Genomic DNA, 14809 nt, shown 5'->3' on the forward strand with positions numbered 1-14809 from the left:
GCGTCTAAACCGATCGTGCCGCGCCGCCGTCGCAGCGGATGAGCGAGCCGGTGACGTAGCTTGCCGGCTGGCTGCACAGAAAGGCAGCCGTTGCGGCAAACTCCTCCACCCGGCCATAGCGGCCGACCGGAATGCGCGCCTCCTTGTCGGCGCGGATCTCCTCGAGGCTTTTGCCCGTCCGTTTTGCCGCGGCGCCGTCGAGATCGTCGAGCCGACCGGTCAGGATGCTGCCCGGCAGGAGCAGGTTGGCGGTGATGCCGAATTTCCCCACTTCGGAGGCCAGCGTCTTGCTCCAGCCCGCAAGCGCCGGGCGCAGCGTATTCGACAGCGCCAGGTTGGCGATTGGTTCGATCACGCCCGAGGAGGCGACCGTCAGGATGCGGCCCCAGCCCTGCGCTTTCATGCCGGGAAGCAGCGCATTGGTCAGCGTGATCACCCGGGCGACCATTGAGAGAAAATAGGTTTCGAGCTTTTCGGCCGTCATGTCCTCGGTCGTGCCGGGCGTCGGTCCACCGGTATTGTTGACCAGAATATCGAGCCCGCCGAACTTCTCCTTTACCGCCGCCGTCGCCGTCTCGACGAAGCGCTCGTCCACGAGATCGGCCCAGATCCAGTCGGCCCGGCCTTTGCCTTCACTGTTGATCGCCTGGCAATTGGCTTCCAGTTGCTCGCCGCTGCGCCCGCAAAGCAGCACGTTTGCACCTTCGCGTGCGAGTGCTGTTGCGATGCCGAGGCCGAGCCCGCGCGAGGAGGCGAGGACGAGGGCGCGTTTGCCCTTGATGCCGAGATCCATGATTTTTCTCCGAAGTTATCAGCGATGTATAAGGCGCAGGCGGCGAAAAAGGAAAGAGGGCGTCATCGGCTTGGCAAGGCCTCGATAATTGACCTTGACGTAAGCGTAATATATTTTTCTGCGGAGGCGTATCATTGTGCAAATTGGAAGATCGGCTGTCGTATCTCGGCTCGACAATCCCTTCTCCTTTTGACAGAAAGTGCCCATAGGGATGACGGCCGCTTGCGGCCAAGCGGAGAAGAATTGATGACCGATGTGACTGACCTGCCCGAGCGCGAGAGCATGGAATTCGACGTTGTAATCGTCGGCGCAGGTCCTGCCGGTCTGGCGGCGGCGATCCGGCTGAAGCAGGTCAATCCGGAGCTTTCGGTCGTGGTGCTGGAGAAGGGCTCGGAAGTCGGCGCTCATATCCTGTCCGGCGCGGTCGTCGATCCAGTCGGCATCGACCGGCTGCTGCCGGGCTGGCGGAAGGAGGAGGGGCACCCCTTCAAGACCGAGGTGACGGCAGACCATTTCCTGGTGCTGGGGCCGGCCGGCTCGGTCCGCCTGCCGAATATTCTGATGCCGCCCTTGATGAACAATCACGGCAACTACATCGTTTCTCTGGGCAATGTCTGTCGCTGGCTGGCGACGAAGGCCGAGGAGCTCGGCGTCGAGATCTATCCGGGCTTTGCCGCCGCCGAAGTGCTTTACAATGACCAAGGCGCGGTGATCGGGGTGGCGACCGGCGACATGGGCATCGAGAAGAACGGCGAGCCCGGTCCGAACTATACCCGTGGCATGGAGCTGCTCGGCAAATATGTGCTGATCGGCGAAGGGGTGCGCGGCTCGCTCGCCAAACAGCTGATCGCCAAGTTCGATCTGCAGAAGGACCGTGAACCGCAAAAATTCGGCATCGGCCTCAAGGAGCTCTGGCAGGTCAAGCCGGAGAACCACCGGCCGGGCCTGGTGCAGCACTCGTTCGGCTGGCCGCTCGGCATGAAGACCGGTGGTGGCTCCTTCCTCTACCATCTCGAAGATAATCTGGTGGCGGTCGGCTTCGTCGTCCACCTGAACTATAAGAACCCTTATCTCTATCCCTTCGAGGAGTTCCAGCGCTTCAAGACGCATCCGGCGATCCGGGGGACTTTCGAGGGCGGCAAGCGGCTCTCCTATGGCGCCCGCGCCATCACCGAGGGCGGCTACCAGTCGGTGCCGAAGTTGTCCTTCCCGGGCGGGGCGCTGATCGGCTGTTCGGCCGGCTTCGTCAACGTGCCGCGCATCAAGGGCAGCCACAATGCGGTGCTGTCGGGCATGTTGGCGGCCGAGAAGATCGCGGCGGCGATTGCATCAGGCCGCAGCCACGACGAGGTCGTCGAGATCGAAAACGAATGGCGCAACGGCGATATCGGCAAGGATCTGAAGCGGGTGCGCAACGTCAAGCCGCTGTGGTCGAAGTTCGGCACGGCATTCGGCGTGGGGCTCGGCGGTCTCGACATGTGGACCAACACGCTGTTCGGCTTCTCCTTCTTCGGCACGCTGAAGCACGGCAAGACCGATGCGCAGTCGCTGGAGCCGGCCGCCCAGCATAAGCCGATCGCCTATCCGAAGCCGGATGGCGTCTTGACTTTCGACCGCCTGTCCTCGGTGTTCCTGTCGAACACCAATCACGAGGAGGACCAGCCGGTGCATCTGCAGGTCAAGGATATCGCGCTGCAGAAGAGCTCCGAGCTCGGCATCTATGCCGGCCCGTCGACCCGCTACTGTCCGGCCGGCGTCTATGAATGGGTGGAGAAGGACGGCGACAAAACCTTCGTCATCAACGCCCAGAACTGCGTGCACTGCAAGACCTGCGACATCAAGGACCCCAACCAGAACATCAACTGGGTGCCGCCGCAGGGCGGCGAGGGGCCAGTCTACCCGAATATGTGAGGCGAACTGCTGGTCGCAGCGGGTTATTTCAGCCGCTGACGTCTTTGTGATCGGCTGTTGCCGGCCGCTGTTAGCCGTTCGTTAACCATAATTTCCTTAGCTTGCGACATCGTGTTGACGCACTAAGGACACATTCATGACGATCTCCCGTCGGGGTTTTCTGATCGCTTTGCCGCTTTTTGTCGCCGGCTGCTCCTCGACTGGTCTGAACAGCCAGACGAATTATGCCGCGCTTCCGGATGAAAAGTTTCCGCTGCGGCAGGTGCCGATCGACAAGATCAAGCCGGAGCTTCGCCGCCAGGAAGTGGCTTATGAAAGCAACCATGCGCCGGGCACGATCGTCATCGACACGCCGGCGCGGCGCGCCTACTACGTCCTCGGTGACAACAGGGCGATGCGATATGGCGTCGGTGTTGGTCGCGAGGGACTGGCATTTGCCGGCAATGCCTATATCGGGCGCAAGGCCGAATGGCCGAGTTGGACGCCGACGGAAAACATGCAGCGCCGCGAAGAGCGCTACCGTAAGCTTGCCGGCGGCATGCCGGGCGGTCCGAACAATCCGCTCGGCGCGCGGGCGATGTATCTCTATCGCGGCGGCAACGACACGCATTTCCGCATTCACGGTACGAACCAGCCGGAATCGATCGGTCTCGCTATGTCGAGCGGCTGTATTCGCATGATGAACCACGACGTGATAGACCTCTACAGCCGTGTCGATGTCGGCGCCAGGGTTGTTGTCATCCAGGCTTGAGCGGCCAAACGGCGACCATGAGAAAAGCCGCCGCAGCGATGGCTGCCGGCGGCTTTGGCTTTTGCGGCTGACGTCGTCGCTTCAGTGACGGCGTGCGGCGATCCCGGTCGAAAGCGCCACACCGATGCCGGTGGTCACGGCGGCACTGATTTCAGTAAGGCCGATCTGTTCGCCAAGCAGGAAACCCCCGCCCAGCGTCGCAAGAACGGGCGTCAGCGCCGTGAAGGCGGCGGCCTGGGTTCCGCCGAGGGTGCGGACGGCCGTGCCATAGGCGACCATGGCAACGAGGCCGGAGAGAATGCCCTGGCTCAGCACCTGCAGGCCGATTTCGGCAAGCGGCGCTTGCGGCAGCGAGATGCCGAAGACGAGGGCGAGCCCGGCCATGATCAGGAAAGACCAAACGGCAATCAGGGCGCTCGCCTGAATGGCCGTCAGACCTGAGCGGCGGAAGGCATGGGTATAGCTTGCCCAGAGCACGGCGCCGGCCGGCAGCAGCAAGAAGCTCGTCCAGGGCAGGGAGGCATCGGCAAGACTGCGAGTCAGCAGGATCAGGACACCGCCGATGATTGCGACCAGACCGGCGATGCGCGTGATATCCGGCCGTTCCTGAAACAGCAGAATGCCGATGAATGCAGTGGCAAGCGGCATGGAGCCGCCGAGCAGGATGCCCGAGGAGGCGGCCGGTGTGGAGTGAATGGCAAGCGTCGTCACCAGGAAGAAGATCGCGCCGCAGCCCGCTACCATGATCGCCAGCAGATGGAGCGGCAGCCCCTTCGGCAGCAGGCCGGTGCGAAGCCAGACGGGCGAAAGCGCGAGCGCCGGAATGCCGAAGCGGATGAGGCCGATATCGATTGAGCCGAGCGATGTCGCGGCGCTGTGGCGGGTTGCCAGAAACCAACTCGCCCAGATCAGCACGGTAACGGTGCCGGCGGCATAACCCAGCGCCTGCGAAGGGGATTTGTCGTTTGAAAATGCGATCGTGCTCATCGTCTTGTTCCTTTCCTCCATCCGGATCCTCTCCGGTTGAAGAAGAGACTAGCGCCGAAGGCCGGGGCATGTCCTTGCTATCTGTGGCTCGAAAATCATACCATACGCAATCTTCTGCCAAATGACGCCGTCAGGATTTGTGAAAATGCCAAATCTCGATAAATTCGATATTGCCATCCTGAAATGCCTGCAGGAGGATGCGCGCGCCACCAATGTCGAGATCGCCGAGAAGGTGAACCTCTCGCCGTCGCCCTGCCTGCGCCGCATCCGCAATCTCGAACGCTCCGGCATCATCCGCGGCTACACGGCCGATATCGATCGCAAGGAAGTCGGCCTCGGCCTGACCGTCTTTGTCGAATTCAAGGTGGTCCATCACAGCCGCGAAAATTCCGAGGCTCAGCAGAAGGCACTGCTTGCTATTCCCGAGATCGTCTCCTGCTTCCTGATCTCAGGCACGGCCGATTTCCTCGCCGAGGTGGTGGTCGAAGATCTCGCCGCCTATGAGCGGCTTCTGACGGAGACGCTGCTGACCCTGCCGAATGTCAGCGACATCCGCTCGAACTTCGCCATTCGCAGCATCAAGACGCATGGGCCGCTGAAGCTGCCTGAGGGGAAGTAGTTTGGTTGGGATTGATGGCGGCTATTTCGGCCAGGAGATTGCTGAAACCAGCCCCTCATCCGCCTGCCGGCACCAACCGGGGTCGAGCCACGTGTCTCGACCCGTCCTTCGGACCCCTGCTTGCAGATCGAAGGGACATGCCGCGACCTCTCCGTCTCACCCTCGACGCTGCGTTTGGCACGTCCCCTCGCCCCGTTTACGGGGAGAGGGTTAGGGTGAAGGGCAGCTGCCCCTCGGGCCTTGCCATTATTGACTGCTACAGCAGCGTCCCGCTGAGGATGAGCAGCGCCACCGAGAAGTAGATGACGAGCCCGCTGACGTCGACCAGCGTGGCGACGAAGGGAGCCGAGGCGCTGGCCGGATCGAGCCGCAGTTTCTGCAGCAGGAAGGGCAGCATCGAGCCGCAGATCGAGCCGAAGGTGACGATCCCGATCAGGGCGGCAAACACCGTGATGGCGACCATCTGCCAGTGTGGGCCGTAATCATAAAGTCCGGCCGACTGCCAGAACACGATGCGGATGAAGCCGACGAGGCCGAGGATAGCGCCGAGCACGATGCCGGTCGGCAATTCGCGGAACAGCACCTTCCACCAGTCCGAAAGCTTCAGCTCGCCGAGCGCCAGTGCCCGAATGATCAGCGAGGTCGCCTGCGAACCGGAATTGCCGCCCGAGCTCATGATCAGTGGGATGAACAGCGTTAGCACCACGGCCTTCTCAAGCTCACCTTCGAAGTGCTGCATGGCACTTGCCGTCAGCATCTCGCCGAGGAACAGCGCGGCGAGCCAGCCGGCGCGCTTGCGGATCATGCCGGCGAAGCTGATTTTCATGTAGGGCCGGCCGAGCGCCTCCATGCCGCCGAACTTCTGGGCCGCTTCCGTCGTGTCTGCGATCATCGTGTCGATCACATCGTCGACAGTGACGATGCCGAGCACCTGCCCGTGTTCGTCGATGACAGGCAGGGCGAGCAGGTCGTGCTTGCGGATCAGCCGGGCGACATCCTCCTGCTTCATCAAAGGATCGGCCGAAACCGGCACGCCTTTCTGCGCCACGGAGAGGATCGAAGCCTCCGGCTCGCCGGTGATGAGGCGGCGCAGCGTCACCACATGCATCAGCGCATGGCTCACCTCGTCGAGAACATAGATGGCATAGACGGTCTCGCGCGAGCGTTCGACCTGGCGCACGTGGTCGAGCGTCTGAGCGACGGTCCAGCTCGCAGGCACGCTGACGAACTCCGTCGTCATGATGCCGCCGGCCGTGCGCGGCGGATAGCCCATCAGGTGCTGTATGGCGATGCGCACCGGCTCGTCGAGGCTGGAGAACAACCGGGCGCGGGTCTCGCTGTCTAGTTCGAGCAGCACGTCGGCGACGCGATCGTTGGACATGCCGTGCAGCAGGCGTGCGGCATCCTCGGCGCTTATCAGCGCAAGGATCTGCGCGGCATTACGGAGCTCCGGCCGGTCGAGAATGTTGACCGCATAGTCGAGCGGCATGCCCGATAGCACGCGGCCGGCGTCCTGGACTGTCAGCGCGTTCAACGCTTCGACACGTTCGGCAATGGTCGCGCCGCGGCTGTTGTTGATGAAGGCACGGGCGGCATTGCCTGCCCGAAGAGGGAAGCGACTGATATTCATTGAGGCTCGCCTTTCCGTCGATCCGCCGTAGCGTCCGATCGGGCGAGCCCGACAGGAGTCGGTCAGCGCACGAGGGCCGCGTACGGCAAAGGCAATCGACTGTTACTGTCGCTTGGCATCGTGAAGATGGCTCCGTTGAGATCCGTGGCCGACGAGTGTCGGTCACGTGTTTGGCTAGGTGGTCCAGAACGCGGAAAAAGTCAAGCAGGATAAATGCTTAACGCCAGAATGTCGCACCTGTGCGCTGCGGCATTCGGGCGTGTGACGATGACTTGCGGCCGGCAGCCTCGAAAACCTTCGTACAAGTGCGAATCAGAAGCCTGCAAGCACTGCCTTGCCCTTCATACGGCCGCTTTCCACCATCGCATGCGCTCTCTTCAGATTTGCCGCATTGATCGGGCCGACGGTCTCGGTGAGCGTCGTGCGGATCTTTCCGGCGTCGACCAGTTCGGAAATCTTGTTCAGCAGCTTGTGCTGCTCGATCATGTCAGGCGTGCCATAAAGCGGGCGGGTGAACATCAGTTCCCAATGAATGGAGATGGCTTTGCGCTTGAAGGGCACGATGTCGAGTGTCTTGGGATCGTCGATCAGGGCGAAGCGGCCTTGCGGTGCGATGGCTTCCACAATGTCGCCCACGTGATGGTCGGTATTGGTTGTCGAAAAAACGAACCCCGGTGCGCCGATACCAAGCGCTGCCACCTGAGGCGCGATCGGCTTGGAGTGATCGACGATATGTTGTGCGCCGAGCGCCTTCACCCAGTCCTGCGTTTCCGGCCGCGATGCCGTTGCGATGACGGTGAGATCGGTGAGAGAACGGGCGATCTGGATGGCGATCGAGCCGACCCCGCCTGCGCCGCCGATGATCAGGATGGAGCGTGCCGGGCCCGCAACAGCGTCCTGCACCTTCAGCCGGTCGAACAGCGCCTCATAAGCAGTGATCGAGGTCAGCGGCAGGGCGGCCGCGGCCGCGAAATCGAGGCTCCTTGGTTTTTTCCCGACGATGCGCTCGTCGACGAGGTGGAATTCGGCATTGCTGCCCGGACGGCTGATGACGCCGGAATAGAACACCTCGTCGCCCGGCCTGAACAGCGTGACGTCAGCACCGACGGCCTTGACGACACCGGCGGCATCCCAGCCGAGCACCTTGAGTTCGTCGGCCGGTGGCGCGGAATGGGCGCGCACCTTCACATCGACGGGATTGACGGAGACAGCCTTGATCTCGACGAGCAGATCATGGCCGCGAGCTTCCGGCATCGGCAAGTCGACATCAATCAGCGAGGTCTCGGCGGTAATGGGCTGTGGGGTCTTATAAGCGACGGCGCGCATGGGAAACTCCTGTGTTCTTTGCACGGAAGCTAGATGCGCACTATGTTCGAACAACGCAAGAATGCACAAATTCTGTACGTAGTACCAAAAAGGATACTGTAAAATGTCGTTGCCGCGCGCCAAACTCGTCAGGAATTTTCCCGGTTGCCCTGTCGAGGCGACGCTGAGTTACCTCGACGGAAAATGGAAGGGCGTGATCCTCTTTCACCTCATGAAGGGCACACTGCGCTTCAACGAACTGCGCCGCAAGTTACCGGCTGTGACCCAGCGCATGCTGACCAAGCAGTTGCGCGAACTCGAAGAGTCCGGTCTGGTGTCTCGTACCGTCTATCCGGTGGTGCCGCCGCGTGTTGAATATGCGATGACGCCGCTCGGCATGACGCTGAAGCCGGTCGTCGATGCGCTTGCCGCCTGGGGCGACGATTATGTCTTCTGCAGCCCGGATGGGCGCGAGCTGCGCATGGCCTCAGGCGGGCTGCACACACCGGTTGCGCCTCTCCAGGCGGGCTGAGGCTGCGAAGACGAAGAGGCCGAGGAAGGAAAGTGCTGCGCCGACATAGCCCGTGGCCGCAAACCCGTAACCCCAGGCGATGACGAGGCCGCCGAGCCAGGCGCCGATCGCATTGGCGATGTTGAAGGCGGAATGGTTGGACGCGGCCGCCAGCGTCTGCGCGTCGGCGGCGACATCCATCAGCCGCGTCTGCAGCGCCGGCCCGGCGGCAAAACCGCAGCCGACGAGGAAGACAGAGAGCCCGAGCATATAGGGGTTGGCGGCGGTCAGTGAGAAGGTGGTGAGCACGACGATATTATAGACGAGCGAGCCGCCGATCGTTCCGAGCAGCGATTTGTCGGCGAGCCACGAGCCAATGAAATTGCCTGCATTCATGCCGACGCCGAAAAGCACCAGCATGATTGGAACCGCGCTTTCCGGCAGCATCGCCACTTCGGTGGTGGTCGAGGCGATATAGCTGAACATCGCGAACATGCCGCCATAACCGACGGCGGCGATGCCAAGCGTCAACCAGACCTGCGGACGGCGGAAGGCGCCGAGTTCGCGTAAGAAACTCGCCTCTTCGGAAACACTGTCCTTCGGGACATAGAACCAGATCAATACCACGGTCAGCAGGCCGACGACGCCGACCGACAGGAATGCCACCTGCCAGTCGAGCGACTGGCCGAAGAAGGTCGTTAGCGGCGTACCGAGAAGTGTCGCGACGGTGAGCCCAAGCATGACGCGGCCGACCGCACGGGCGCGGCGATGCACCGGCACCATCGAGGCGGCCACCAGCGCCGCGACGCCGAAATAGGCGCCATGCGGCAGGCCGCTGATGAAACGCAAAACGGTGAAGGTCTCGAAGCTGGGCGCTACGGCGCTTGCTATATTGCCGGCGGCAAAGATCAGCATCAGCGTCAAAAGCAACGTGCGCCGTGCCATCTTGGCGGCGAGCACGGCAATAACGGGTGCGCCGATGACGACGCCGAGTGCATAGGCGCTGATGACGTAGCCGGCTTGCGGCGTCGTGACCGAGAACGTGTCGGCGACATTGGGCAGCAGACCCATGATCGCGAATTCGCCGGTGCCGATGCCGAAGCCGCCGCAGGCGAGCGCCAGCTGAACCAAAATCACGGTCGCTGCCGACGGCAGCTCGCCATCCGGCCGGCTACGGATGGAATCGTTGATGGCGATCTCACTCATGAGCGCTCCTCGGGACGGTTTGCTGCTTGGCAATGGCCCCTGACGCAGCTGCGGCGGCGGGCCGATCGTTTGGGGGAAGGCGGCGACGATCACTCCGATCTCTCATCTATCCGTGATGTATCGTCAGGCGTCGAGTGCATTTTTCGCAGTGCAGCGTCCTGCTATGTGCATATGTCTATTGCAATTTTTGCATTTCTGTCATTTTTTCGGGGAAGTGGCCGTGCTTGAAATCGCCGATACCGCAACCATCTCAGGGCAGAGGCAGGATTGTTTCCGCGCCAGAGACAGGAGCCCACATGAAGCTTGTAGGCTTTTTCAATCGCGACGGCGGTACCTTCAAGACCACCGATATGCTGGCCTACGAGAAGAGGGCGGAAGCGGCGTTCCGTGACGCCGGGCACGATTTCGAGGCGATCGTATTTTCGGGCAAGGAGATCATTCCCGCCATGGAGCGGGCGGCCAAGCGCGACGATATTGACGGCATCGTTGCCGGCGGCGGCGACGGCACGATTTCGGCGGCGGCATCGATCGCCTGGAAGAACGGCATTGCGCTCGGCGTCGTGCCGGCCGGCACGATGAACCTCTTTGCCCGGTCGCTGCGCGTGCCGCTCGATATCTGGCAGGCGCTCGACGTCCTCGCCTCCGGCGAGATCGATAATGTCGATATCGCCAGCGCTAACGGCCGGCCCTTCATCCACCAGTTTTCCGCCGGCCTGCATGCCCGCATGGTGCGCTACCGCAACGCTTACAGCTACCGTTCCCGGCTGGGCAAGATCAGGGCGAGCACCAAGGCGGCCTTGGGCGTCATATTCAACCCGCCGGAATTCGAGGTCGAGTTCGAGGCGGTCGGCATGCGCGAGCGCCGCCGGGTGTCGGCGGTCTCTGTCTCCAATAATCCGTTCGGCGAAAATGCGCTGCTTTATGCCGATAATCTGAGAAGCGGCGAGCTCGGCTTCTATACGGCCAATCCGTTGAAACCGCTCGGTGTCGCCCGCCTTGCCATCGACATGCTGCGCGGCAAGGTCCGCGAGAATGCCGATGTCATGGTGATGCATCCTGCCGAAGTGCGCCTGCATTTCCCCAAACTGCGGTCCAAGGCCAATTGCGTCATCGACGGCGAGCTGCTGCCGCTCCAACGCGATGTCTTGATCCGGCTGCACCCCGGCGAATTGAAAGTCCTCGTCAAACAGGGGCTCGCCGCCCAGGTCAATGCGGACGAACGCCGCGAACCCGCCGCGTAAGTCGGCCGCTGCGTTATATCAGAGCCGCGGCAGATAAGTCCGATAGTCGAAATCCGAGACCGTTCGCAGATGTGCAAGCGCTTCCTTGCGCTTGGTGTCGCCGTAGAGCGCCTGATAGCGTGCGCCGAAGAAATCGGCGATGAAGGGCGAGGCGCGGAACGTCTCGACGGCGCTCAGGAAATCATGCGTCAGCCGTGTGGTATTCGCGGGCACATGCGAAGGCGTCGCCTCTTCACCGGGATCGAGTTCGCGGTCGAGGCCGACAAGCATGCCGCCGAGGATTGCCGCCAGCAGCAGATAGGGATTGGCATCGGCGCCTGCGACGCGGTGCTCGACGCGCGCGGCCGGGCCGTCTTTTTCGGGGATGCGAATCGCCGTGCCGCGATGGCCGCTGCCCCAGCTCAGATCGACAGGCGCGAAGGAGCCCGGCTGGAAGCGCCGGTAGGAATTGGCGAAGGGGGCGAAGATCAGCTGCGCCTCGCGCATGGTGGCAAGCAGGCCCGCTGTGGCCGATTTGAGCAGCTTTGGTTCGCCGCCCCTGGCATCGAGGATGTTGCGGCCCTGGCCGTCGATGATGCTGGCATGCACATGCAGGCCGGAGCCGGCATGGTCGGAATAGGGCTTGGCCATGCAGGTCGATTTCAGCCCATGGCGGCGCGCCGCCTGCTCGGCGACGCGCTTCAGATAGAGGCAGTCGTCGGCGGCTGCCAGCGCATCGGGGCGGTGCACGAGATTGACCTCGAACTGACCGGGGCCGAATTCCGCCGTCGTCGCGTCCGCCGGCAGTTCTTGCGCCTTGGCATAGGCCCTCAGCGTCTGGAGGTAGCCGTCGAGTGCATCGACGGCGCTCATATCGTAGAGCTGGAAGCCGTTCGGTTCGCCGCGATAGGTGAGGTTTTCGGGCGGGGAGGGGCGTCCGGTCTCACGCCAATCTCCCGCCATCACGTAGAATTCCAACTCGGTCGCAACCACAGGCGTCAGGCCGCGCGAGGCATAGCGCCCCAGCACGGAGGCGAGGATGGCACGCGGATCCATGAAGCTCGGGCTGCCGTCCAACTCGTGCATCGTGGCGAGCACCTGCATCGATCCCTCCGGCGCCCAGGGCATCGGCGCAAGGCTCCTCCGGTCGGCTACGACCGTGCCGTCGGGATCGCCGATGGTCAGCGACAGGCCGGTGATGTCGTCATTGTCGTCGCCCCAGATATCGAGCGATTGCGTCGAGGTCGGCAGGCGGATTTCGCCGGCCCAGATCTTGCTTTCGCTGCCAGGGGGAAGTTGCTTGCCGCGCAGCTCGCCGTTCATGCCGACGATCAGGATCTCGAAACGCGGATCGCCGCCTTCGATCTTGCCGTCCATCCTGTCGCTCACCATGCCTTGAAAATCCTCCGGGACAAGGACAAGCTCCTATCCCATCGATAGCAGCCTTTCAATCCACGAGGGTTTTTCACTAGCCATGCCCGATACTTACCCTCTCTCGAATCTCGCCGCGATTGACGCTGCGCACCACCTGCATCCCTTCGCCGACATGAAGAAATTGAATGCCGAAGGCACGCGCGTCATTCAGCGCGGCGAGGGCGTCTACATCTTCGACAATCACGGCAGGAAATATCTCGACGGCTTTGCCGGCCTCTGGTGCGTCAATATCGGTTATGGTCGCCGGGAGATCACCGAAGCCGTGGCGCGGCAGATGAACGAACTGCCCTATTACAATACCTTCTTTGGGACGACCTCGACGCCGACCGCGCTGCTTGCCGAGAAAGTCACCTCTCATGCCGGCGTACGTTTCAACCATATCTTCTTCACCGGCTCCGGCTCGGAAGCGAACGACACCTGGTTCCGCATGGCCCGGGTCTATTGGAGTGCGGTCGGCAAGTCGTCGAAGAAGATCGTGATCGCGCGGAAAAACGGCTATCATGGCTCGACCGTCGCTGGCGCCAGCCTCGGTGGCATGAAATACATGCACGAGCAGGGTGACCTGCCGATACCAGGCGTCGTCCATATCGGTCAGCCTTACTGGTATGGCGAGGGCGGCGATCTGTCGCCCGATGAATTCGGTCTGAAGGTCGCACGCGAACTCGAAGCCAAGATCGACGAACTGGGCGAGGAAAATGTCGCCGCCTTCGTCGCCGAGCCGGTGCAGGGGGCCGCCGGTGTCATCATCCCGCCCGAGACCTACTGGCCGGAGATCGACCGGATCTGCAAGGCGCGCAATATCCTGCTCGTGACCGACGAAGTGATCTGCGGTTTCGGTCGCCTGGGTTCCTGGTTCGGTCATCAGCATTTCGGCGTCGAGCCCGATGTCGCGCCGATCGCCAAGGGACTTTCCTCAGGCTATCTGCCGATCGGCGGCGTGCTCGTCAGCGACCGCATCGCAGATGTGCTGATCAACGAGGTCGGCGACTTCAATCATGGTTTCACCTATTCCGGCCATCCGGTCTGCGCCGCCGCGGCCCTCGAAAATCTGCGCATCATCGAGGAGGAAAGGTTGGTCGAACGCGTGCGCGATGATATCGGCCCGTATTTTAGCAGGGCCTGGGCCGCACTGGCAGAGCACGATCTCGTAGGCGCTGCTGACAGCATCGGCCTAATGGGCGGATTGCAGCTTGCCGCCGAAAAGAGCACGCGCACCCGTTATGAAAAGCCCGATCAGGTCGGTTCGCTGGTGCGCAACCACGCGCTGGCAAACGGCCTTGTCCTGCGCGCCACCGGTGACCGTATGCTGGCCTCGCCACCGCTCGTCATCAGCCATGCGGAGGTGGATGAGATGGCTGAAATCACCAGGCTGGCGCTGGATGCAACCTGGAAGGAACTGAAATCCTGATGCCGCTATGTCGATGCCAGGTCACTGCAGCTGCTGTCGGATCATGGGCAAAGCCAAGGTGAGGAGCACGGCGAAAACCATGATGACGCCATAAGGTATCTTCCGGCTTGCCCGGATTTCCTCGATGCGCATGAAAAAGGCGAGATGTGCGACGCGAAGCGGCACCGGCAGCCGCAGGGCCAGGAGCGTCACGATGCCGAGCACGAGGAGCAAAAACGAAAACGGCAGCATCCCGTGCCATCCGACAAAAAGGCCGATCGGCAGGAAAAGCTTGGCGTCTCCTGCGCCAAACAGCCGGAACGCCCAGAGCATCACCCCAAGCATGAACATCAGCAGGCCGGCTGCGACGTCGCCGCCAATTCCGCTCGAAGCAAACAGCGCCGCGCCGACATCCTCGGAACCAAGCAACTCGGCCACCGCGCGCAGTGCATAAAGTGTCACGAGCGCAAGAACGAGCCTGTTGGGGATCTTCCATGTGCGGAAATCGGTCCATGCTGCGTAGAGAAAAAGTAATACTGAAAGAGAATTAGTAAGATTTGCCAATTGCAGCATCGGATTCAACCTTTATGGGCTATTATAATTCACCGGGGACGTTCATTTTCACTCAGTGCATCGGCCATTTCTGCGGTTTCCGTCTTAACCATAAAGTATAAATGCTCGCGATCCGCGTATAAAACAATTGACTAAATTAGACTTAACAGATTATTAATATTCCCAGTCGAAGGGGCGGTCTCGACGACAAGGGTGCCGGGGGAAATTACGGCGCACTACTTACCTGGGAGGTAAATTCTCGATGAAAGCATTTGTAAATAGCGTACGCGCTTTCGCGCGGGAAGAAGATGGCGTCGCACTTACCGAATACCTCATTCTGCTTGGTTTGTTGGTCGGCGGAGTTGTTGCGTCAGTTCTCCTGATCGGCACTGAACTCAACACGGCATGGGCATCGTGGGCCACTTGGTTCCAAGCACAAGACCTGACTGCGCCGGGTTGATGCACCTCAGCTGCTTCCTGAGCAGCGTTTTTGAGCTGAAGAG

Annotated in this window: 14 protein-coding genes; 7 read left to right on the forward strand and 7 right to left on the reverse strand. The window is 61.8% G+C overall.

All coding sequences use genetic code 11. From position 1 onward, the window contains the following. Positions 1-4: 4 nt before the first annotated feature. Positions 5-793 (reverse strand): SDR family oxidoreductase, encoded by a 789-nt coding sequence (locus J0663_RS15350; protein ID WP_207241169.1) that lies wholly within the window; start codon positions 791-793, stop codon positions 5-7. Positions 794-1039: 246 nt separating this feature from the next. On the opposite strand from J0663_RS15350, the gene J0663_RS15355 reads away from it, so the two are divergent. Both J0663_RS15355 and J0663_RS15360 read left to right on the forward strand, forming a co-directional pair. After that, the gene (locus tag J0663_RS15355; protein ID WP_207241170.1) at positions 1040-2704 is read left to right on the forward strand and encodes an electron transfer flavoprotein-ubiquinone oxidoreductase; all 1665 of its coding nucleotides are present in this window, start codon (positions 1040-1042) and stop codon (positions 2702-2704) included. Positions 2705-2840: 136 nt separating this feature from the next. After that, positions 2841-3455 carry a L,D-transpeptidase gene (locus tag J0663_RS15360; protein WP_207241171.1) on the forward strand — a complete coding sequence of 205 codons (615 nt, stop codon included), beginning with the start codon at positions 2841-2843 and terminating at the stop codon, positions 3453-3455. Between the two features lie 81 nt (positions 3456-3536). On the opposite strand, the gene J0663_RS15365 is transcribed toward J0663_RS15360, so the two are convergent. Next, entirely contained in the window at positions 3537-4442 is a 906-nt protein-coding gene (locus tag J0663_RS15365) for a DMT family transporter (RefSeq protein WP_207241172.1), read from the reverse strand. Positions 4443-4587: 145 nt separating this feature from the next. Between J0663_RS15365 and J0663_RS15370 the strand changes: the two genes are divergently transcribed. Further along, positions 4588-5061: an Lrp/AsnC family transcriptional regulator gene (locus J0663_RS15370; protein ID WP_003587651.1), complete on the forward strand. Its 474-nt coding sequence runs from the start codon at positions 4588-4590 to the stop codon at positions 5059-5061. Positions 5062-5317: 256 nt separating this feature from the next. Here J0663_RS15370 and mgtE read toward each other — a convergent pair whose 3' ends face one another. Further along, on the reverse strand, positions 5318-6691 hold the full coding sequence (gene mgtE, locus J0663_RS15375; RefSeq protein ID WP_207241173.1) for a magnesium transporter: 1374 nt from the start codon (positions 6689-6691) through the stop codon (positions 5318-5320). Positions 6692-7003: 312 nt separating this feature from the next. After that, positions 7004-8017: a zinc-binding alcohol dehydrogenase family protein gene (locus J0663_RS15380; RefSeq protein WP_207241174.1), complete on the reverse strand. Its 1014-nt coding sequence runs from the start codon at positions 8015-8017 to the stop codon at positions 7004-7006. 103 nt (positions 8018-8120) lie between these two features. Here J0663_RS15380 and J0663_RS15385 point away from each other — a divergent pair, with 103 nt between their 5' ends. Beyond that, positions 8121-8528, forward strand: coding sequence for a winged helix-turn-helix transcriptional regulator (locus J0663_RS15385; protein WP_207241175.1), 408 nt, complete (start codon positions 8121-8123; stop codon positions 8526-8528). Here J0663_RS15385 and J0663_RS15390 read toward each other — a convergent pair. Beyond that, positions 8484-9713: an MFS transporter gene (locus tag J0663_RS15390; RefSeq protein ID WP_207241176.1), complete on the reverse strand. Its 1230-nt coding sequence runs from the start codon at positions 9711-9713 to the stop codon at positions 8484-8486. The genes J0663_RS15385 and J0663_RS15390 overlap by 45 nt on opposite strands. Positions 9714-10009: 296 nt before the next feature. Here J0663_RS15390 and J0663_RS15395 point away from each other — a divergent pair, with 296 nt between their 5' ends. Then, on the forward strand, positions 10010-10954 hold the full coding sequence (locus J0663_RS15395) for a diacylglycerol/lipid kinase family protein (RefSeq protein WP_207241177.1): 945 nt from the start codon (positions 10010-10012) through the stop codon (positions 10952-10954). Positions 10955-10972: 18 nt separating this feature from the next. Here J0663_RS15395 and J0663_RS15400 read toward each other — a convergent pair whose 3' ends face one another. Further along, positions 10973-12325, reverse strand: a complete 1353-nt coding sequence (locus J0663_RS15400) for a glutamine synthetase family protein (RefSeq protein ID WP_207241178.1) — start codon at positions 12323-12325, stop codon at positions 10973-10975. Positions 12326-12407: 82 nt separating this feature from the next. Here J0663_RS15400 and J0663_RS15405 point away from each other — a divergent pair, with 82 nt between their 5' ends. After that, positions 12408-13775 carry an aspartate aminotransferase family protein gene (locus tag J0663_RS15405; protein ID WP_207241179.1) on the forward strand — a complete coding sequence of 456 codons (1368 nt, stop codon included), beginning with the start codon at positions 12408-12410 and terminating at the stop codon, positions 13773-13775. 21 nt (positions 13776-13796) lie between these two features. Here J0663_RS15405 and J0663_RS15410 read toward each other — a convergent pair whose 3' ends face one another. Then, positions 13797-14327 carry an A24 family peptidase gene (locus tag J0663_RS15410; protein ID WP_207241180.1) on the reverse strand — a complete coding sequence of 177 codons (531 nt, stop codon included), beginning with the start codon at positions 14325-14327 and terminating at the stop codon, positions 13797-13799. 241 nt (positions 14328-14568) lie between these two features. On the opposite strand from J0663_RS15410, the gene J0663_RS15415 reads away from it, so the two are divergent. Continuing rightward, entirely contained in the window at positions 14569-14766 is a 198-nt protein-coding gene (locus J0663_RS15415; RefSeq protein ID WP_092753115.1) for a hypothetical protein, read from the forward strand. Positions 14767-14809: the final 43 nt, after the last annotated feature.

Source organism: Rhizobium lentis (assembly GCF_017352135.1).
In the GTDB taxonomy this organism is placed as follows: Bacteria; Pseudomonadota; Alphaproteobacteria; order Rhizobiales; family Rhizobiaceae; genus Rhizobium; species Rhizobium lentis.

Excerpts from the sequence above, each read along its gene's own strand:
- J0663_RS15350 (WP_207241169.1), bottom strand. The coding sequence starts at position 793 with ATGGATCTCGGCATCAAGGGCAAACGCGCCCTCGTCCTCGCCTCCTCG.
- J0663_RS15355 (WP_207241170.1), top strand. The coding sequence starts at position 1,040 with ATGACCGATGTGACTGACCTGCCCGAGCGCGAGAGCATGGAATTCGAC.
- J0663_RS15360 (WP_207241171.1), top strand. The coding sequence starts at position 2,841 with ATGACGATCTCCCGTCGGGGTTTTCTGATCGCTTTGCCGCTTTTTGTC.
- J0663_RS15365 (WP_207241172.1), bottom strand. The coding sequence starts at position 4,442 with ATGAGCACGATCGCATTTTCAAACGACAAATCCCCTTCGCAGGCGCTG.
- J0663_RS15370 (WP_003587651.1), top strand. The coding sequence starts at position 4,588 with ATGCCAAATCTCGATAAATTCGATATTGCCATCCTGAAATGCCTGCAG.
- mgtE (WP_207241173.1), bottom strand. The coding sequence starts at position 6,691 with ATGAATATCAGTCGCTTCCCTCTTCGGGCAGGCAATGCCGCCCGTGCC.
- J0663_RS15380 (WP_207241174.1), bottom strand. The coding sequence starts at position 8,017 with ATGCGCGCCGTCGCTTATAAGACCCCACAGCCCATTACCGCCGAGACC.
- J0663_RS15385 (WP_207241175.1), top strand. The coding sequence starts at position 8,121 with ATGTCGTTGCCGCGCGCCAAACTCGTCAGGAATTTTCCCGGTTGCCCT.
- J0663_RS15390 (WP_207241176.1), bottom strand. The coding sequence starts at position 9,713 with ATGAGTGAGATCGCCATCAACGATTCCATCCGTAGCCGGCCGGATGGC.
- J0663_RS15395 (WP_207241177.1), top strand. The coding sequence starts at position 10,010 with ATGAAGCTTGTAGGCTTTTTCAATCGCGACGGCGGTACCTTCAAGACC.
- J0663_RS15400 (WP_207241178.1), bottom strand. The coding sequence starts at position 12,325 with ATGGTGAGCGACAGGATGGACGGCAAGATCGAAGGCGGCGATCCGCGT.
- J0663_RS15405 (WP_207241179.1), top strand. The coding sequence starts at position 12,408 with ATGCCCGATACTTACCCTCTCTCGAATCTCGCCGCGATTGACGCTGCG.
- J0663_RS15410 (WP_207241180.1), bottom strand. The coding sequence starts at position 14,327 with ATGCTGCAATTGGCAAATCTTACTAATTCTCTTTCAGTATTACTTTTT.
- J0663_RS15415 (WP_092753115.1), top strand. The coding sequence starts at position 14,569 with ATGAAAGCATTTGTAAATAGCGTACGCGCTTTCGCGCGGGAAGAAGAT.